Here is a 19,729-nt window from a genome sequence, read left to right on the forward strand (position 1 = left end):
GCGATGTCGTGGCCCGGCGCGTGGAGCGGCTCGGCGCGATCGAGCTGCTCGTACGGCCGCTGGGCGCGCCGGACCCCGCTCTGGTACGCGCTGCGCTGCTGGAGGGGCTGCGGCGCGAGGGGCTGGGACTGCTGCGCTGGTCGCGGGAGGCGTCCGAGCTGCGGCAGCGGATGGCGTTTGTGCACCGGGAGTGGGGAGAGCCGTGGCCGGATGTGTCGGAGGCCGTGCTGCTGGATCACCCGGACGAGTGGCTCGGGTGTGAACTCGACCGCGCGCAGAAGCGCCGAGATCTGGAGCGGATCGACGCGGGCAGGGCTCTGGCCCGGCTGCTGCCGTGGGCCACGGGTGACGCCGCCCGGTTCGACGAGCTGGCGCCGGAGCGGATGGAGGTGCCGAGCGGTTCACGGATCCGTATCGACTACGGCGGTGAGCAGCCGGTGCTCGCGGTGAAGCTCCAGGAGGTGTTCGGTCTGCGGGAGACACCGCGTATCGCGGGCGGGCGTGTGCCGTTGCTCGTGCATCTGCTCTCCCCCGCCGGGCGCCCCGCCGCCGTCACCGCCGACCTGGCGTCCTTCTGGCGCGACGGATATCGCTCCGTACGGGCCGAGCTGCGGGGCCGTTACCCCAAGCACCCGTGGCCGGAGGACCCGGCCTCGGCCGAGCCGACGCGCCACACGAAGGCCCGGCTCGAACGGGGCTGATGCCTCGGGGCCCTGGGTCCGGCACAGGGCGCCGTCCGCCGCAGGCAGGGCCCATGGCGGCGACGGCTGCGAAGGCGCCAGATCGGCCTCCCGGGGCAGCAACCTGATGGAGCGTCAGGGCTGAGGCGCCGTAGCAACGGGAGGGCGAGGTGAGAACTCATTTCACCGCTCCCGCGCGCCGACGGCACGAGGAGCGGTGTCCGCGGTGGAAGCCGGGGTTACTGGGCCGGGGGCGCCGGCTCCTCCACGGTCAGCTCGATGTCCAGCGACGTGCCGTCGGCGGTGGTGAGGCGCAGGAGGAAGGTGCCCGTGTGGTCGTCGGTGAAGATCTTCGGCAGCTTCAGCAGACCGTTCGCGTCGGTCGTGAGGGCTTCGAGGGTACGGACCGTCCTGCCGTTCTGGTCCTTGAAGTACGGGCCCTTGTCGTTCTCCACCGGCTGGTCGGAGTCGGAGGTGAGCATGGCAGCGGTGACCGGTACGCCCGCCGCGGACTTCCCCTCGTAGGTCGCCCCGACTTCGACCGGGTCGGCGAAGGCACTGTCGGTGTCCGCCTTCAGCGGCTCGTCGCTCGTCCGGGCGAGAGCGTCGGCCCGCGGGTCCGGCGCGGGAGCGGCCTCGACGGTGGCGGTGAAGTCGGCGGAGCGCAGATCGCGGCCGACGACCGTGGCCCGGACGGTGAACTGACCGGCCTTCTCTCCGGCGAGCAGCTTCGGAGCGAGAGATGTGCCGTCGCTGCCGGTGACGACCGTGGCACGAACGGCCTTGTCGGGGAAGCGCGCCCCGGTCTCGCCGCGGATCTCGTACTGCACGCGTACGCCCGCGACAGGCGTGCCCGCCGCGTCCCTCGCCCGGGCCCGGGGCCGCTCGGTGAACTCCTCGCCCGCCACGGCCCTCAACTCCCGGGCGGCGGCGCGCTCCAGGCCGGTGACCCTGGCGGCCGGGGCGGGCTGGTCCGGGTCCCCCGGCCCGGGCGTGGGCGTGCCGCCTTCGCCGTGCCCTCCGGTCTTCGGCGGCACGGGGCCGGGGCTCCGGCGCGGGCTGTTTTCCTCCTCAGCCGGCGAAGCGCCCGGTGCTCCCTCGCCCTTCCCCTCCCGGTGCCCCTTGCCGCCGTCCCTGGGCCGGTCCTTGTCCTTGCCCGTGTCCTTCGGGACGTCGTCGTCGCCGTCCGTGCCGGTTCCGACGGGGAGTACGCCCGTGCCGTCGGGCACCTCGTGCGTGCCCTTCTTGTAGTACTCGAACCAGGAGAGGACCGTCCGCAGATACTCCCGCGAGTGGTTGTAGCCGAGGATGGCACGGTCGAGGTCCGCCTGGACCGACAGATCGCGGCCGCCCGCGCACAGGTAACGGCCGGCGGCCAGTGCCGCGTCGTAGATGTTGTTCGGGTTCATCTCGCCGTCGCCGTTGCCGTCCGATCGCCAGTTCGCCCAGGTGGACGGGATGAACTGCATCGGGCCGACCGCGCGGTCGTGCGTGGTGTCACCGTCGTACGCGCCGTCGTCGGTGTCCGTGATCCGGGCGAAGCCCTTGCCGTTGAGCTGGGGGCCGAGGATCGGCCTGAGGGTGGTGCCCTCCGTGTCCACCGCACCGCCCCGCGCCTGGCCGGACTCGACCTTGCCGATGGCGGCGAGGAGTTCCCAGGGGAGGTTGCAGCCGGGATTGCTCGACGCGAGGGCGGATTCCGCCTTCTTGTACGCGGCCAGGACTGTGGCCGGGAGGCCCGCCTCCGCGGGGCCCTTGGCGCCGGGGAGATCCGGGGAAGTGCCGGGCTTGCCGGGGCTGTTCAGCGGGGGGAGGTCGGTGTGGTACGGCGAACCGCCGTCGATCGGGGTGTCGTTCGCGGGTTGCGATCCGCCCGCGGAGTGCCGTTCCGAGCCCAGCAGGGCGGGTGCCTGGGACGCGGTCAGCGCCGCCATCGCGACTGCCGTCACGGCTGTCGTGGCGGCTCCCTTGCGTAGCCGCCGGCCGAATTGCGCTGCCATGACATGCCCTCCCCTGGGTTCCCGCCGCGCGGCCAGGGGAGGTCGGGCAGGGATCCGCCCCGCCGGGTGTGCTGCCGTGCGTCCCCGAGCGCCACAACTCAGCTGACACTACGACATCTTGGGACGCCCGGCCATCGGCCCCCCGGCCATGTTTCACCCCAGGTCCGCACATGCGCACCTGACCGCTGTCCCCGGCGGGCTCCGCGCCTGCTGCATCCGGACGTCACCGGTCAGGGGAAGGGAAAGCAGGAGAACGACGGTTCCTGCGGCGGCGGTACGGATCCGCCCCCGCGCGGAACGGACCGGCATCCAGGAGCCGGAAAGGCATGCACCAGCCGGGACGAACCGGCACCCAGGAGCCGGAAAGGCATGCGCCGGGCCGGGCGGACCGCAAGAGGGCAGGCCGGACGCCCCGGCCGGACAGAGCCGACCCGACTCGTAGCCCACCGGACCTGAGCCGGTCCGGGCGGGCCGGGACCGGCCGGAAAAGGATCGGACGCATCAGAAAGGGCCCGAACAGGGCCGGTCCAGGCCGGTCCAGGCCGGATCGACCGGGCCGAGCCGGTCGGGTCGGACGGGTCGGACGGGTCGGACGGGTCGGACGGGTCGGACGGGTCGGACGGGTCGGACGGTTGGGCCGGACTGGTTGGGCCCAGGCCGGACCGGTGGGGTCGGGCCCGGCCGACACGTCAGTGCGCGGCCGACTCCCAGTCCGCCCCGAAACCGACCGACACATCGAGCGGTGCCCGCAGTTCGGCCGCACCGCACATCTCGCGGCGTACGAGCTCTTCCACCCGGGCTCGCTCGCCCGGCGCGACCTCCAGCACGATCTCGTCGTGGACCTGGAGCAGCATCCGGGTGTTCAGCTTCTCCCGGGTCAGGGCCTCGTCCACCCTAAGCATGGCGACCTTCACAATGTCGGCCGCGGTGCCCTGGATCGGGGCGTTGAGCGCCATCCGCTCGGCCATCTCCCGGCGCTGCCGGTTGTCGCTGTTGAGATCGGGCAGGTAGCGGCGCCGGCCCAGGATCGTCTGGGTGTAGCCGGTGGCCCGCGCCTCCTCGACGACCCGCTGCAGATAGTCGCGCACTCCGCCGAAGCGCTCGAAGTAGGTGTCCATCAACTTGCGTGCCTCGTCCGGCGCGATGCTCAGCTGCTGGGAGAGGCCGAACGCCGACAGCCCGTAGGCCAGGCCGTACGACATGGCCTTGATCTTGCGCCGCATCTCCGCGTCGACCTCGGTCTTGCCGACGGAGAACACCTGGGAGGCAACGGTGGTGTGCAGGTCCTCACCGGAGGTGAACGCCTCGATCAGGTCCTCGTCCTCGGAGAGATGCGCCATCACCCGCAGCTCGATCTGGCTGTAGTCGGCGGTGAGCAGGGACTCGAAGCCCTCGCCGACGACGAAGCCGCGACGGATCGCCCGGCCCTCGTCGGTACGGACCGGGATGTTCTGCAGATTCGGGTCCGTGGAGGAGAGCCGGCCGGTCGCCGCCACCGTCTGGTTGAAGCTGGTGTGGATCCGTCCGTCGGGCGCGATCGTCTTGATCAGGCCCTCGACGGTGGAGCGCAGCCGCGCCTGCTCCCGGTGGCGCAGCATGATCACGGGGAGGTCGTGCTCGGTCTGGGTTGCGAGCCAGGCCAGTGCGTCAGCATCCGTGGTGTAACCGGTCTTGGTCTTCTTGGTCTTGGGCAGAGCCAGCTCGCCGAAGAGCACCTCCTGGAGCTGCTTGGGCGAGCCGAGGTTGAACTCATGGCCGACCGCGGCGTGCGCCTCCTTCACGGCCTGCTGCACCGCGCCCGCGAACTGCTGCTCCATGCGGGCCAGCCAGTCGCGGTCCGCGGCGATACCGGCGCGCTCCATCCGGGCCAGCATCGCGGACGTGGGCAGTTCCACCTCGCGCAGCAGCCCGGCCGCGCCGACGTCGGCCAACCTGCCCGTGAACGCCTCGCCGAGGTCCAGGACGGCGCGCGCCTGGGACATCAGCGCGTCCTTCTCGGCCTGCTCATCGGCGCCGAAGGCGAGCTGCCCGCTCTCGTCGGCCGCCGGCGCCAGCTCGCGGCCCAGGTACTCCACCGACAGCGCGTCCAGCGCGAAGGAACGGCGGCCGGGCTTCACGAGATAGGCGGCGAGGGCGGTGTCCATGGTGACGCCGGCCACCTGCCAGCCGTGCTCGGCGAAGACCCGCATCACGCTCTTGGCGTTGTGCAGCACCTTCGGACGGTCCGGGTCGGCGATCCAGGCGGCGAAGGCCTGCTCGTCCGCCTCGTCCAGCTCCGCCGGGTCGAACCAGACCGCCGGTCCGGAGGCCTGCGCCAGCGCGATCTCGCTGACGCTGCCGCTGCCCAGCGCCCAGGCGTCGACCGACGCAAGGCCGAGCGGCTCCGCCCCGTGCCGCTCGAGCCAGGGCGCGAGCTCACCGGCGCCGAGCACCTCGCCGTCCAGCTCCACGCCGGGGGCCGGCGCCGACTCCTCCTCCGCCGCGCCGGGGTCGGCGGCCATCAGCCGGTCACGGAAGTTCTGGTGGCGGAACTCCAACGCGTCCAGCATCACGCCGAGCGCCTCCCGGTCGTACGGTGCGCGCGCCAGCTCCTCCGGAGCCTTCGGCAGGTCCACGGTCCGCACCAGCTCCGTCAGCTGCCGGTTGAGCTTGACCGCCTCCAGATGCTCGCGGAGCTTCTCCCCGACCTTGCCCTTGACCTCGTCGACCCGCTCGACCAGCTGCTGGAACGAACCGAACTGGTTGATCCACTTCGTGGCGGTCTTCTCGCCGACGCCCGGGATGCCGGGGAGGTTGTCCGAGGGGTCGCCGCGCAGCGCCGCGAAGTCCGGGTACTGCCGGGGGCTGAGGCCGTACTTCTCCTCGACCTTCGCCGGGGTGAAACGGGTCAGCTCGGAGACGCCCTTGGTCGGGTAGAGCACGGTGACATGATCGCTGACCAGCTGGAACGAGTCCCGGTCACCGGTGACGATCAGCACCTCGAAGCCCTCGGCCTCAGCCTGTGTGGCAAGGGTGGCGATGACGTCGTCGGCTTCGTAGCCCTCCACCGCGAAGCGGGTGACGCTCATCGCGTCCAGCAGTTCACCGATCAGCTCGACCTGGCCCTTGAACTCGTCCGGTGCCTTGGTGCGGTTCGCCTTGTACTCGGCGAACTCCTCGGAGCGCCAGGTCTTGCGGGAGACGTCGAAGGCGACCGCCAGATGCGTGGGCCGCTCGTCGCGCAGCGTGTTCGCCAGCATCGAGGTGAAGCCGTAGATCGCGTTGGTCGTCTGTCCCGTGGTGGTGCTGAAATTCTCCGCGGGCAGCGCGAAAAATGCCCGGTATGCCAGGGAATGCCCGTCCAGGAGGAGCAGACGGGGCCGGTCCCCCTGCCCGGCGGCGGGAGCTGTTGCTGCGGACTTCTTCGATGCTGTCTGTGCCACGTCCCCGATCCTGCCACGCCCCACTGACAGCGGACGCCCACCGGCCCCGGGAAGCAGTCCCGACCCACGCCGGCGAAGCGCCACTGTCGGTCAGGCGTGGCAGGATCGGCACCGTACCCGCGCACCGGCCGGCGCCGTACGTCCCGGCAGGCCGTCGCCACCGTACGCACCGGCCGGGCCGCAGGCGGCAGGCAGGGCAGCCGGTCGAGGCGGGGACGCAACGGCGGAGCCGGCGGCCCCCGGCGGGACGCGTGCGCGAGGACACGGACGAGAGCACACAGGAGGCAGCGACATGGCAGGCAAGCCGCCCGCAGGCGACCCGGTCCAGGACGCACCCGACGTCACGCTCCCCCAGCGTGCCGCCGCGGGGCTGCCCGCCGTCGGCCACTCGCTGCGCATGGCGCGGCAGCAGATGGGCGTGCGGCGGACCGCCCTCACCCTCCTCAAGGTCAACCAGAAGGACGGCTTCGACTGCCCCGGCTGCGCCTGGCCCGAGCCGGACAAACGCCATACGGCGGAGTTCTGCGAGAACGGGGCGAAGGCCGTCGCCGAGGAGGCGACGCTGCGCCGCGTCACGCCCGGCTTCTTCGCCGAGCACCCCGTCTCGTCCCTCGCCGCCCGCAGCGGCTACTGGCTCGGGCAGCAGGGCCGGATCACCCAGCCGATGTACCTGCCCGAGGGTGCCGACCGCTATGAACCGGTGCCCTGGGAACGGGCGCTCGACATCGTCGCGGAGGAACTGGCCGCCCTGGACTCGCCGGACGAGGCCGTCTTCTACACCTCGGGGCGCACCAGCAACGAGGCCGCCTTCCTCTACCAGCTCTTCGCCCGCGAATTCGGCACCAACAACCTCCCCGACTGCTCCAACATGTGCCATGAGTCCTCGGGCTCCGCGCTCACCGAGACCCTCGGCGTCGGCAAGGGCAGTGTGCTGCTCGAGGATCTCCACCGTGCCGACCTGATCATCGTGGCCGGGCAGAACCCGGGGACGAACCACCCCCGGATGCTGTCGGCGCTGGAGAAGGCCAAGCAGGGCGGTGCGCGCATCATCACCGTCAACCCCCTGCCCGAGGCCGGTATGGAGCGGTTCAGGAACCCGCAGACCTCGCGTGGCCTGGCCGGCGCCGGCACCGCCCTCACCGACCTCTTCCTCCAGATCCGGCTCGGCGGCGACCAGGCCCTCTTCCGCGCCCTCAACCGGCTCGTCCTGGAGACGCCGGGAGCGGTCGACGAGGAGTTCGTACGCGAGCACACCCACGGCTTCGAGGAGTTCGCGGCCGCCGCCCGCGCCCACGACTGGGACGGGACGCTGCGCGCGACCGGCCTCGACCGGGAGGCGATCGACCGGGCGCTCGGCATGGTCCTCGGCTCCCGGCGCATCGTCGTCTGCTGGGCGATGGGCCTCACCCAGCACAAGCACGCCGTGCCCACCATCAAGGAGGTCGTCAACTTCCTCCTGCTGCGCGGGAACATCGGCCGCCCCGGAGCCGGCGTCTGCCCCGTCCGCGGGCACAGCAATGTGCAGGGCGACCGGACCATGGGCATCTTCGAGCGCCCCGCCCCCGCGTTCCTCGACGCCCTGGAGAAGGAGTTCGGCTTCGCTCCGCCGCGCGAACACGGCCTGGACGTCGTACGGTCCATCCGGGCGCTGCGCGACGGCGCGGCCAAGGTGTTCTTCGCGATGGGCGGCAACTTCGTCGCCGCGACGCCCGACACCGAGGTGACCGAGGCGGCGGTGCGCCGGGCCCGGCTCACCGTCCATGTCTCCACCAAGCTCAACCGCTCCCATGTGGTGACCGGCGCGCGGGCCCTCATCCTCCCCACTCTCGGCCGCACCGAGCGCGATCTGCAGGACGGCGGCGAGCAGTTCGTCACCGTCGAGGACTCGATGGGCATGGTCCATGCCTCCCGCGGCCGACTGGAGCCCGCGAGCGGCCATCTGCTCTCCGAACCCGCCATCGTCTGCCGGCTGGCACGGCGGGTCCTGGGCGAGAACAGCCGCACGCCCTGGGAGGAGTTCGAGAAGGACTACGCCCGCATCCGGGACCGCATCTCCCGGGTCGTGCCCGGCTTCGAGGACTTCGAGACCAAGGTGCGCCGCCCCGGCGGCTTCACGCTCCCGCACGCCCCGCGCGACAACCGCCGGTTCCCCACCGCCACCGGCAGGGCCAACTTCACCGCCGCGCCCGTCGAGTACCCGGAGGCGCCCGAGGGACGGCTGCTGCTCCAGACCCTCCGCTCGCACGACCAGTACAACACCACCATCTACGGGCTCGACGACCGTTACCGCGGCATCAGGAACGGCCGCCGCGTCGTGCTCGTCCACCCCGAGGACGCCCGCTCCCTCGGCCTTCCCGACGGCTCGTACACGGATCTGGTCAGCGAGTGGCAGGACGGCAGCGAGCGCCGCGCACCGGGCTTCCGGGTGGTCCACTACCCGACCGCACGCGGCTGCGCCGCCGCCTACTACCCGGAGACCAACGTCCTCGTCCCGCTGGACGCCACCGCCGACACCAGCAACACCCCCGCCAGTAAGTCCTTGGTCGTGCGCCTGGAGAAGACCTCCCCCGAGAGCGGGGTCACAGCGCACTCCTGATAGGACGGTGCACACTACAACGACACTTGCGTCACAGAACGATCGGAGCCCGCGCCATGGGTGAGCAGAGCAGCACGAAGTTCCCGCAGGAGGTCCTCGACCAGTGGACCGGGCTCGGGCTGGACCTTCCCTCGCTGTTCTCCGCCGGGCACCTGGGCGACCGTATGGGGCTGGAGATCCTCGAGGCCGCGCCCGAGCGCGTCGTCGGCACCCTGCCCGTGGAGGGCAACACCCAGCCGTACGGGCTGCTGCACGGTGGCGCGTCCGCGGTCATCGCCGAAACTCTGGGCTCCGTCGGCGCGATGCTGCACGGCGGGCCGGGCAAGCTCGCGGTCGGTGTCGATCTGAACTGCACCCACCACCGCGGCATCCGGTCGGGTCTGGTGACCGGCGTCGCCACACCCGTCCACCGCGGCCGCTCCACCGCCACGTACGAAATCGTCATCACGGACGAGCAGGACAGGCGTATCTGCACGGCCCGGCTGACCTGCCTGCTCCGCGAGGCCCCCCTGGACGGCGCCGCGGGCTGACGGAAAAGCCGGACGGACGGCGCGTGCCCGAGGGGCCGCCGCACCGCCCCGTACGCCACCGCGCGTACGCCGTCGGGTGCCACGGCTACCCGGATCGTACGGCCCGCCGCGCGACCGCACGCTCCCCTCGCCGGCGCCGTTGCCACCCGGGCGGAAGCGGACCGGCATGCCCTCGTGAAGGCTGGGGCCGCGCACCGGGAGGCAGACGGCGGCCGCCGTGGACGGGCGTCCTCTCGCCGCGGGCCCGCTCCGGCCCCTCTTCGCCGGGCCGCACGCCACCGGCGTCCCGGCCCGCACCCCCGGCAGAACTCCGCACCACCCTGGTCCGGTGCCGGGCCGGGTGATGCCCCGTCAACCGCCCTGGCACGGGCCACCCGGGAGCAGAAGGGGCGCTTGACCGTCCAAGTCGGGCATTCCGGACGATGCCCTCGCCGCCGCACCGGCCGTACGCGGCCGGCGCAACACCTCCCCCGCCAGAGGCCCTTACCGACCGCCGGACACGGCAGCGATGCGCCGCCGAAGGCGACGGGACCGGATCAGCGGCGGACGGCGGCGGAACCGGCGGTCGTAACACTCCGTAACATTCGCGCAATGAGGAACGCAGCGCGGCACCTTCATGGCACATACATGCAGTGCCCCCATGTGACACCGTCGGCCACATTCCGGACGCTGTGACCCACGTCACCCCGAACTCCTTAGCGAAGCTGCGGATTCTCGCCTCACAGACCGCTCGGTATGGCAATCAATGGGCGTTTTAAGAGCATTTATTCACTACACCGACGCCCCGTCCTGACCTGGGTCATAACAAGACAGTCACATCATGGCCTGCACCTCTGCCCCCCGCCGCTGCACACGCTTAGAGTCACGGCGAGTCACGGCGCCGCCGGATGTCACACAGCACTTTCACAGTTCAGCCATACAGGACCGGCATACGCCCGGCACGCGACACGGCACCCCTCAGCAGAGGGCGCCGCGCCAGGGAGAGGACACAACGTGCGACAGCGTTCCTTGCTCATCTTCACCACCGCGATCACGGCAGGGGCCCTCACCCTCACCGCTTGTGGCTCGCGCGACGACAAAGGCGGAGGCAGTGGCGGCAAGACCACGGTGGTGATCGGCGTCGACGCTCCGCTGACAGGTTCTCTGTCCGCGCTCGGCCAGGGCATCAAGAACTCGGTGGACCTCGCCGTCAGGACGGCCAACAAGAACAACGAGGTCGACGGAGTCACCTTCAAGGTCGAGGCCCTCGACGACCAGGCCGTGCCGGCCTCCGGTCAGCAGAACGCCACCAAGCTCGTCGGCAACAAGGACGTCCTCGGCGTCGTCGGCCCGCTCAACTCCGGCGTCTCCCAGTCCATGCAGGGCGTCTTCAACAAGGCCAACCTCGCCCAGGTCTCCCCCGCCAACACCAGCCCGGACCTGAGCCAGGGCTCCGACTGGGCCAAGGGCGAGCTCAAGCGCCCGTTCAAGACCTACTTCCGCACGGCCACCACGGACGTCGTCCAGGGCCGCTTCGCCGCGCAGTACTACTACAAGGACGCGAAGAAGAAGAAGGTCTTCGTCATCGATGACAAGCAGACCTACGGCGCCGGCCTCGCCTCGATCTTCGCCAAGGAGTTCAAGCGCCTCGGCGGAAAGGTCGTCGGCACCGACCACCTGACCGTCAAGGAGACCGACTTCTCCAGCGTCGCGGACAAGGTCAAGAACTCCGGCGCCGACTCCGTCTACTACGGCGGCCAGTACCCCGAGGGCGGCCTCCTCTCCGACCAGGTCAAGAAGGCCGGTGCGGAGATCCCCCTGATGGGCGGCGACGGCATCTACGACCCCGAGTTCATCAAGGCCTCCGGCGAGAAGAACGACGGCGACCTCGCCACGTCCGTCGGCTACCCCGTCGAGGAGCTCGACTCCGCCAAGAACTTCATCAAGGACTACGAGGCAGCCGGTTACAAGGACCCGTACGCGGCCTACGGCGGCTACTCCTACGACGCCGGCTGGGCCATCATCCAGGCCGTCAAGGCAGTCGTGGCCGACAACGACGGCAAGCTCCCCAGCGACGCCCGCGCCAAGGTCACCGAAGCACTGAGCAAGGTCTCCTTCGACGGAGTCACCGGCAAGGTCTCCTTCGACCAGTACGGCGACACCACGAACAAGCAGCTCACCGTCTACGAGGTCAAGAAGGGCGCCTGGACAGCCGTCAAGAGCGAGACGTTCAAGGACTGACCTCCGCGATCTCGGCCCACCTCACCTGAACACGACCGCGCGAGGGCGCACACAGCGCCCTCGCGCGGTCTCACATCCGACACGCTCATCGGAGGCCCTGCGGTGCACGAACTGCCGCAACAGCTGGTCAACGGCCTGGCCCTCGGTACCCTCTACGGCCTCATCGCCATCGGGTACACCATGGTCTACGGCATCGTCCAGCTCATCAACTTCGCCCATGGCGAGATCTTCATGATCGGGGGCTTCGGCGCCCTCACCGTCTACATCTGGCTCCCCGCCGGGACCTCGCTGTGGACGGCCATACCCCTCATGCTCATAGGCGGCGCCCTCGCCTCGATCGCCGTCGCCACCGCCGCCGAACGCTTCGCCTACCGCCCGCTCCGCGGCGCACCCAGGCTCGCCCCCCTGATCACCGCGATCGGCCTGTCCATCGCTCTGCAGCAGATCGTCTGGGCGTTCTACCCCGACGCCAAGAAGGCCCGCAGCTTCCCGCAGATCGAAGGCAAGTCGTTCGAGATCCTCGGCAATCTGCACATCCAGCGCGGTGATGTCTTCCTCCTGGTCGCCGCGCCCCTGTGCATGCTCGCCCTCGGCATCTTCGTCTCCAAGAGCCGCACCGGCCGCGCCATGCAGGCCACCGCCCAGGACCCCGACACCGCCAAGCTCATGGGCATCAACACCGACCGCATCATCGTGATGGCCTTCGCCATCGGCGCCGTCTTCGCCGCCGTCGCCGCCGTCGCCCACGGACTCCGCTACGGCCAGGTCCAGTTCGAGATGGGCTTCATCGCCGGACTCAAGGCCTTCACCGCCGCCGTCCTCGGCGGCATCGGCAACATCTACGGCGCCATGCTCGGCGGAGTCGTCCTCGGACTCGCGGAAGCGATGTCCATCCACTACATCCAGGACATCCCCGGGATGGACCAGCTCGGAGGCGGCGCCTGGGCCAACGTCTGGGCATTCGTACTTCTCATCCTCGTGCTGCTGTTCAGGCCACAGGGCCTGCTCGGCGAGCGCGTAGCGGATCGGGCGTGAGACCGATGAGCACCCTGAAGACCACCGAGAACACCCCGGTCATCCCGCTGCCCACCGGCCTCGCACGGACCCTGACCGCGGCCGGAGCCGTACTCGCCCTCGCGTCCACCTTCCTTGCCTGGACCTGGACGGCCGACTTCCCCGGCGACCTCACCGTCACCGGCTACCCCGGCGGCCTCCAAGTCCTCACCCTGACCGGCGCGCTGCTCACCCTGATCTACGCCGTCTCCGGCCACGGCGTACGCGGCCTCGGCTGGCTCAACCCCGCCGGCGGCAGCCACGCCGTCCGCTACTTCGCCCTCGGCACCTTCGGCACCACCTGGTTCACGGTGGCGGCGATCTCCGTCGAGCTCGGCGGCCTCGTCAACCTCGAACCCGGCGCCTACGCCGCGGCCGCCGCCTCGCTCGTCGCCGCCCTCGGCGCACTCGGCCTCCCCTCCGGCGCAAGCACCGGGCGCGCCCTCCCCCCGGCCCGCCCCCTCCCCTCCTGGGCCGAGATCCTGATCATCGTCGCCGGATTCGGCGCGGGGCTCCATGTCTTCACCTACGGCATCGGCACCGAGGACCCCGAGCTCTTCGTCGGCTACATGATCCTCGTCGTCTTCGGAGTCCTCGCCCTCATCAAGGCCGGAGTCCTCGCACGGCTCTCCGCCCTGACCGCCAAGCACCGCTCGGTGACCCTCGGCGCGGCGTTCGCCGCCGCGGCCGTCTTCCCCCTCACCCAGAGCAACGACCAGTACACCCTGGTCGGGGTCAACATCCTCATCTTCGCGACCGTCGCCCTCGGTCTCAACGTCGTCGTCGGCCTCGCCGGACTCCTCGACCTGGGATACGTCGCCTTCCTCGGCGTCGGCGCCTACACCGCCGCCCTCGTCAGCGGATCGACCGCGTCCGTCTTCGACGTCCAGTTCCCCTTCTGGGCCGCCGTCCTCACCGGCGCCGCCGCGTCCCTCGTCTTCGGCGTCGTCATCGGCGCCCCCACCCTGCGACTGCGCGGCGACTACCTCGCCATCGTCACCCTCGGCTTCGGAGAGATCTTCCGCATCGCCATGGGCAACCTCGACGGCGTCTCCGGACCCCAGATCACCAACGGCCCCAACGGCATCCCCAACATTCCCGACCTCGTCGTCCTCGGATACGACTTCGGCGAAACCCACGCCGTCGGCGGCCTCGAAATCCCGCCCTTCGCCAGCTACTTCCTGCTGATGCTCCTCGTCACCGCCCTGGTCGTCCTGGTGTTCAGCCGGGCCGGCAACTCCCGCATCGGACGCGCCTGGGTCGCCATCCGCGAGGACGAGACCGCCGCCACCGCCATGGGCATCAACGGCTTCCCCGTCAAACTCATCGCCTTCGCCCTCGGCGCCACCCTCGCCGGAGTCGCCGGAACCGTGCAGGCACACGTCTCCTACACCGTCGTACCCGAGCAGTACGTCTTCGCCGGGCCCGTCCCGCCCAACTCCGCGTTCCTCCTCGCCGCCGTCATCCTCGGCGGCATGGGAACCATCAGCGGCCCCCTGCTCGGCGCCTCACTCCTCTACCTCATCCCCGCGAAGCTGCAATTCCTCGCCGACTACCAGCTCCTCTTCTTCGGGCTCGCCCTCATCCTGCTGATGCGCTACCGCCCCGAGGGCCTGATCGCCGACCGCAGGAAACAGCTCGAGTTCCACGAGACCGGACAACTCGACGTGCCCGAACAACGCCTGCCCGAAGGGGCCGTCGGCATCACCAAGGCGGAGGCGTGACCGATATGACCACCACCGACACCACCCCGGTCAAGACCCCCGCCGACGGACCCGTGCTCAGCGCGACCGACGTCACGATGCGCTTCGGCGGACTCACCGCCGTACGCTCCGTCGACCTCGAAGTCCGCCCCGGCGAAATAGTCGGCCTCATAGGCCCCAACGGCGCCGGCAAGACGACCTTCTTCAACTGCCTCACCGGGCTCTACATCCCCACCGAAGGCAAGGTCACCTACAAAGGCACCGTCCTCCCACCCAAACCCCACCTCGTCACCAAGGCCGGCGTCGCCCGCACCTTCCAGAACATCCGGCTGTTCGCCAACATGACCGTCCTGGAAAACGTCCTCGTCGGCCGCCACACCCGCACCAAGGAAGGCCTCTGGTCCGCCCTCCTCCGCGGCCCCGGCTTCAAACGAGCCGAAAAGGCCTCCGAGAAGCGGGCCATGGAACTCCTGGAATTCACCGGCCTCGCCGCCAAGAAGGACCACCTCGCCCGCAACCTCCCCTACGGCGAGCAACGCAAGCTGGAAATCGCACGGGCCCTCGCCAGCGACCCCGGCCTGCTGCTCCTCGACGAACCCACCGCGGGCATGAACCCCCAGGAGACCCGGGCCACCGAAGAACTGGTCTTCGCCATCCGCGACCAGGGCACGGCCGTCCTCGTCATCGAGCACGACATGCGCTTCATCTTCAACCTCTGCGACCGGGTCGCCGTACTCGTCCAGGGTCAGAAGCTCGTCGAGGGCACCCCCGAGGTCGTGCAGAGCGACGAGCGCGTCATCGCCGCCTACATCGGAACGCCGTTCGAAGGCGAACCGGGCGCCGAGGAAGCCGCCGAGGTCGAGGCCGCCGAGGAAGCGGCGGAAGCAGCGAGCCCCACCGAGGCCGCGGACGAGGCACGGGCCGAAACCCCGGACAAGGCCTCGTCCGACGCCCCGGGCGAAACCGCGCACGAAACCGCGGCCGACGCCCCGGGCGAGGCGTCGGACGAGGCACCGGTCGAAGCCATGGCCGAGGCCTCGGACGAAACCTCGGACGAAGCCACGGCCGAGGCCACACACGAGGCACCGGACGAGGCACCGGCGGAAACCCCGGACGACGCCACGACCGACACCGCGGACGGCGCCACCTCCGAGGCACCGGACGAGGACCCCAGCACCAACGCCCGTAAGGAGGGCGGCCAGTGACCGCACTGCTCGAAGTCGAGGACCTCCGGGTCGCCTACGGCAAGATCGAAGCCGTCAAGGGCATCTCGTTCAGCGTCGACGCAGGCCAGGTCGTCACCCTCATCGGGACGAACGGCGCAGGCAAGACCACCACGCTGCGCACCCTGTCAGGGCTGCTCAAACCGCTCGGCGGCGCGATCCGCTTCGACGGCAAGCCACTGAGCGGAGTCCCCGCCCACAAGATCGTCGCGCTGGGCCTGGCCCACTCGCCCGAGGGACGCCATATCTTCCCCCGGCTGACGATCGCCGAGAACCTCCAGCTCGGCGCCTTCCTCCGGAAGGACACGGACGGGATCGCCAAGGACATCCAGAAGGCGTACGACCTCTTCCCCATCCTCGGCGAGCGCCGCAACCAGGCGGCGGGCACCCTGTCGGGCGGTGAGCAGCAGATGCTGGCGATGGGCCGGGCGCTGATGTGCCGGCCGAAGCTGCTGATGCTCGACGAACCGTCGATGGGACTCTCGCCGATCATGATGCAGAAGATCATGGCGACGATCTCCGAGCTGAAGTCCCAGGGCACCACGATCCTGCTGGTCGAGCAGAACGCCCAGGCGGCGCTGTCGCTCGCCGACCACGGCCATGTGATGGAGATCGGCAAGATCGTTCTGTCCGGATCGGGCCAGAAGCTGCTCCACGACGAGTCCGTGCGCAAGGCGTACCTCGGCGAGGACTGACGGGCGTCACATCACGGAGAGGGCCCGCACCGTATGCGTATGGTGCGGGCCCCTCCGTGTGTCCTCCGGCTGCGCCGGCGCGGGGCTACTGCCCCTGCTTCTTCTCCTCGGCGTCCTCGATCACGGCCTCGGCCACCTGCTGCATGGACAGCCGCCGGTCCATGGAGGTCTTCTGGATCCACCGGAAGGCGGCGGGTTCCGTCAGCCCGTACTGCGTCTGCAGGATGCTCTTGGCCCGGTCGACGAGCTTGCGGGTCTCCAGGCGCTGCGAGAGGTCGGCGACCTCCTTCTCCAGCGTCCTCAGCTCCGTGAACCGGGACACCGCCATCTCGATGGCGGGCACGACGTCGCTCTTGCTGAAGGGCTTCACGAGGTACGCCATCGCACCGGCGTCCCGCGCCCGCTCCACCAGCTCGCGCTGTGAGAAGGCGGTGAGCATCAGGACCGGGGCGATGCTCTCCTCGGCGATCTTCTCGGCGGCGGAGATGCCGTCGAGGATCGGCATCTTGACGTCGAGGATCACCAGATCGGGCCGGTGCTCGCGGGCCAGCTCGACGGCTTTCGCCCCGTCCCCGGCCTCGCCGACGACGCTGTAGCCCTCCTCCTCGAGCATCTCTTTGAGATCGAGACGGATGAGGGCCTCGTCCTCGGCGATGACGACCCGGGTCGTCAGCGGGGGGACGTGCGACTGCTCGTCGGCGACGGGCTGCTCGGGCTCGGCGGCGCTCACGGGACTCCTCGTTCCAGGCAGGTGGTGCCCCACGAGCCTACCTGCGCGACGGCGGCGGCTCCCACACGGTAAGCTAACCGCGGCGCGACAGGCCGGGTTGGCGCAATTGGTTGACGCGGAGGCCTCAAAAGCCTCTGTCCGAAAGGACGTGTGGGTTCGAATCCCATACCCGGCACTTTTCCTTTTGAAGCGGATTCTCACGTTCTCGTGAAATGCACCGATTCGCTCCACGCGGACACGATGAGTCGCGCAGAGTTATTCCATGCAGACACATGGTACTGAAGTTCGCCAGATGGCCTTGGCCCTTCTCCATTCCGGCGTCAAGAACGCCGACGTCGCACGGCAGCTCCGTGTACCCGTTGGAACCGTCGGCTACTGGCTCCACATCGAACGATCCCGGCGGGGGCAGTGTCCAGGGCGCCATCAACCGAAGTGCCCGCGATGCGACGGCCGCGAACTCGACGAAGCAGCCTACTCGTATCTGCTCGGCCTTTATCTCGGCGATGGGCACATCATCCAGCACTCGGAGCATCGCGCCCCCAGTCTCATGATCGCCTGCAGCGAGACCTGGCCCGGCCTGATGAACGCATGCGAGGAAGCGATGCGCGCGGTCTTTCCGGACAATTCCGTCTGCCGTGTCCGCAAAACCGGCTGTCGCAATGTGAAGGTCTATTCCAAACACTTATGGTGCTTGTTCCCCCAGCACGGCGAGGGCAGGAAGCATGAGCGCAGCATCGCTCTCGAGACCTGGCAGCAAAAGATCGTGGACACGCACCCCTGGGAATTCATCCGCGGTCTCATCCACTCCGACGGGTGCCGGGTGACGAACTGGACGACGCGCCTCGTCGGCGGAGAGCGGAAGCGTTATGAATACCCTCGGTACTTCTTCACCAACAAGTCCGACGACATCCGGGAGCTCTGCACCGACACCCTCACCAGAGTCGGAGTCGAGTGGACCACGCTCCTGCGGAACGGCGTGCCGTGGAACATCTCCGTCGCCAAGCGCGCCTCGGTCGCGCTGATGGACCGGCATATCGGGCCGAAGTACTGATCCGGCCCGGGGGCTCAGGCCCCTGTCCGGCGTCCTTCGAGGACCAGCGCCCACGCCCCCAAATGCCAGGGAGGGGCCGCTGCCGAAGCCCCGGGCAACTCGGACGGCTCCGATCGGTCAGTGTGGGGTTACTCCCCCGGCGACCACTGGTGGGCCCCATGGTCGAAGGCAGGGGGTTGCCGTAGCTCGGGGTGCTCTCCCTGGCATTCGCCGGGGCCCCATCCCGACGGAGTCCGGGCAGTCGCGGCCGGAAAAGATCGCCCGGACAGGGCGCTACCGCTGGTAGTCGTCCTCGCCGATGTGGTGGACGCGGACCAGGTTCGTGGAGCCGGGGACTCCCGGCGGGGAGCCCGCGGTGATCACGACCACGTCGCCCTTCTGGCAGCGGCCGATCTTCAGTAGCTGCTCGTCCACCTGCTGGACCATCTCGTCCGTCGAGTCGACCGTCGGGCCGAGGAAGGTCTCCACACCCCAGGACAGATTGAGCTGGGAGCGGGTCGAGGACTCCGGGGTGAAGGCGAGGACGGGGATCGGAGAGCGGTAGCGGGAGAGACGGCGGACCGTGTCGCCGGACTGGGTGAAGGCGACCAGGAACTTCGCGCCCAGGAAGTCACCCATCTCGGCCGCCGCACGGGCCACCGCGCCGCCCTGGGTGCGGGGCTTGTTGTGCTCGGTGAGGGGCGGGAGGCCTTTGGCAAGCATGTCCTCCTCGGCCGCCGCGACGATACGGCCCATGGTCCTGACCGTCTCGACGGGGTATTTCCCCACGCTGGTCTCGCCCGAGAGCATCACCGCGTCCGTGCCGTCCATGACGGCGTTGGCCACGTCGGAGGCCTCGGCGCGGGTCGGCCGGGAGGCGTCGACCATGGAGTCGAGCATCTGGGTCGCCACGATGACCGGCTTGGCGTTGCGCCGGGCGAGCTTGACCGCGCGCTTCTGGACGACCGGCACCGACTCCAGCGGCATCTCGACGCCGAGGTCGCCGCGGGCGACCATGATGCCGTCGAAGGCGTCGACGATGCCCTGGAGGTTGTCGACCGCCTGAGGCTTCTCGATCTTCGCGAGGACCGGCAGCCGGCGGCCCTCCTCGTCCATGACGCGGTGGACGTCCTCGATGTCCCGGCCGCTGCGGACGAAGGAGAGGGCGATGATGTCCGCGCCGGTGCGCAGCGCCCAGCGCAGGTCCGCGACGTCCTTGTCGGACAGGGCGGGGACGGAGACGGCGACGCCGGGGAGGTTGAGTCCCTTGTGGTCGGAGATGAGGCCGCCTTCGACGACCAGGGTGTTGACGCGGGGGCCGTCGACGTTGGTGACCTCGAGGGTGACGCGTCCGTCGTCGACGAGGATGCGCTCGCCGCGGGTGACGTCGGCGGCGAGGCCTTTGTAGGTGGTGCCGCAGATGTCGCGGTCGCCTTCGGTGTCTTCGACGGTGATGGTGAATTGGTCTCCGCGTTCAAGGAGTACGGGTCCTTCGCGGAAGCTGCCGAGGCGAATCTTCGGGCCTTGAAGGTCGGCGAGGACGCCGACGCTTCGGCCGATGTCCTCGGAGGCCTTGCGCACCCGGTGGTACCGCTCCTCGTGGTCGGCATAGGTGCCATGGCTGAGGTTGAGGCGGGCTACGTCCATTCCGGCTTCGACCAGTGCCTTGATCTGGTCGTACGAGTCGGTGGCTGGGCCCAGGGTGCAGACGATTTTTGCTCGGCGCATGAGTCGAGCCTAAGACTTACTCGCCGGTAGAGAATTGGCTGCGCATGACTACTCAACGGCCTTTACATGAAGCCTTATTGACAAGTGCTGAAAAGTGCATGGGTCCGCTCCGATGAGCG

The 19,729-nt window shown here is 69.8% G+C and carries 13 protein-coding genes and 1 tRNA gene; 10 read left to right on the plus strand and 4 right to left on the minus strand.

Features of this window, described 5'->3' with window-relative positions:
- On the plus strand, nucleotides 1-701 hold a 701-nt coding region (locus tag ACTWQE_RS10840; RefSeq protein WP_443328653.1), incomplete at its 5' end, for an ATP-dependent helicase C-terminal domain-containing protein.
- A 218-nt stretch (nucleotides 702-919) separates the two neighbouring features.
- Here the strand turns inward: ACTWQE_RS10840 and ACTWQE_RS10845 are convergent.
- Both ACTWQE_RS10845 and polA read right to left on the minus strand, forming a co-directional pair.
- Nucleotides 920-2,680 (minus strand): lytic transglycosylase, encoded by a 1,761-nt coding sequence (locus ACTWQE_RS10845; protein WP_443328654.1) that lies wholly within the window; start codon nucleotides 2,678-2,680, stop codon nucleotides 920-922.
- A gap of 689 nt (nucleotides 2,681-3,369) precedes the next feature.
- The gene (polA, locus tag ACTWQE_RS10850; RefSeq protein ID WP_443328655.1) at nucleotides 3,370-6,102 is read right to left on the minus strand and encodes a DNA polymerase I; all 2,733 of its coding nucleotides are present in this window, start codon (nucleotides 6,100-6,102) and stop codon (nucleotides 3,370-3,372) included.
- 292 nt (nucleotides 6,103-6,394) lie between these two features.
- Here polA and ACTWQE_RS10855 point away from each other — a divergent pair, with 292 nt between their 5' ends.
- From ACTWQE_RS10855 to ACTWQE_RS10885, 7 genes are all read left to right on the plus strand, one after another.
- Complete coding sequence (locus tag ACTWQE_RS10855) at nucleotides 6,395-8,698, plus strand: FdhF/YdeP family oxidoreductase (protein ID WP_443328656.1); 2,304 nt, start codon at nucleotides 6,395-6,397, stop codon at nucleotides 8,696-8,698.
- 56 nt (nucleotides 8,699-8,754) lie between these two features.
- Nucleotides 8,755-9,228 carry a PaaI family thioesterase gene (locus ACTWQE_RS10860; RefSeq protein WP_443328657.1) on the plus strand — a complete coding sequence of 158 codons (474 nt, stop codon included), beginning with the start codon at nucleotides 8,755-8,757 and terminating at the stop codon, nucleotides 9,226-9,228.
- 993 nt (nucleotides 9,229-10,221) lie between these two features.
- Entirely contained in the window at nucleotides 10,222-11,448 is a 1,227-nt protein-coding gene (locus tag ACTWQE_RS10865; protein ID WP_443328658.1) for a branched-chain amino acid ABC transporter substrate-binding protein, read from the plus strand.
- A gap of 102 nt (nucleotides 11,449-11,550) precedes the next feature.
- Complete coding sequence (locus tag ACTWQE_RS10870) at nucleotides 11,551-12,483, plus strand: branched-chain amino acid ABC transporter permease (RefSeq protein WP_443328659.1); 933 nt, start codon at nucleotides 11,551-11,553, stop codon at nucleotides 12,481-12,483.
- A 5-nt stretch (nucleotides 12,484-12,488) separates the two neighbouring features.
- The gene (locus ACTWQE_RS10875; RefSeq protein WP_443328660.1) at nucleotides 12,489-14,225 is read left to right on the plus strand and encodes a branched-chain amino acid ABC transporter permease; all 1,737 of its coding nucleotides are present in this window, start codon (nucleotides 12,489-12,491) and stop codon (nucleotides 14,223-14,225) included.
- Nucleotides 14,222-15,409 carry an ATP-binding cassette domain-containing protein gene (locus ACTWQE_RS10880; RefSeq protein ID WP_443328661.1) on the plus strand — a complete coding sequence of 396 codons (1,188 nt, stop codon included), beginning with the start codon at nucleotides 14,222-14,224 and terminating at the stop codon, nucleotides 15,407-15,409. The genes ACTWQE_RS10875 and ACTWQE_RS10880 overlap by 4 nt, the downstream gene beginning before the upstream one ends.
- Nucleotides 15,406-16,122 carry an ABC transporter ATP-binding protein gene (locus ACTWQE_RS10885; protein ID WP_443328662.1) on the plus strand — a complete coding sequence of 239 codons (717 nt, stop codon included), beginning with the start codon at nucleotides 15,406-15,408 and terminating at the stop codon, nucleotides 16,120-16,122. Before ACTWQE_RS10880 ends, ACTWQE_RS10885 begins: the two co-directional genes overlap by 4 nt.
- An 85-nt stretch (nucleotides 16,123-16,207) precedes the next feature.
- Here the strand turns inward: ACTWQE_RS10885 and ACTWQE_RS10890 are convergent, their stop codons facing one another.
- Complete coding sequence (locus tag ACTWQE_RS10890) at nucleotides 16,208-16,852, minus strand: ANTAR domain-containing response regulator (protein ID WP_443328663.1); 645 nt, start codon at nucleotides 16,850-16,852, stop codon at nucleotides 16,208-16,210.
- A 91-nt stretch (nucleotides 16,853-16,943) separates the two neighbouring features.
- Here ACTWQE_RS10890 and ACTWQE_RS10895 point away from each other — a divergent pair.
- A tRNA-Leu gene (locus ACTWQE_RS10895) sits at nucleotides 16,944-17,027 on the plus strand.
- An 87-nt stretch (nucleotides 17,028-17,114) separates the two neighbouring features.
- Nucleotides 17,115-17,903 carry a helix-turn-helix domain-containing protein gene (locus ACTWQE_RS10900; RefSeq protein WP_443328664.1) on the plus strand — a complete coding sequence of 263 codons (789 nt, stop codon included), beginning with the start codon at nucleotides 17,115-17,117 and terminating at the stop codon, nucleotides 17,901-17,903.
- A gap of 273 nt (nucleotides 17,904-18,176) precedes the next feature.
- Here the strand turns inward: ACTWQE_RS10900 and pyk are convergent, their stop codons facing one another.
- Nucleotides 18,177-19,610: a pyruvate kinase gene (pyk, locus tag ACTWQE_RS10905; protein ID WP_443328665.1), complete on the minus strand. Its 1,434-nt coding sequence runs from the start codon at nucleotides 19,608-19,610 to the stop codon at nucleotides 18,177-18,179.
- Nucleotides 19,611-19,729: the final 119 nt, after the last annotated feature.

The organism is Streptomyces sp. 8N706 (assembly GCF_052245415.1).
Classification (GTDB): domain Bacteria; phylum Actinomycetota; class Actinomycetes; order Streptomycetales; family Streptomycetaceae; genus Streptomyces.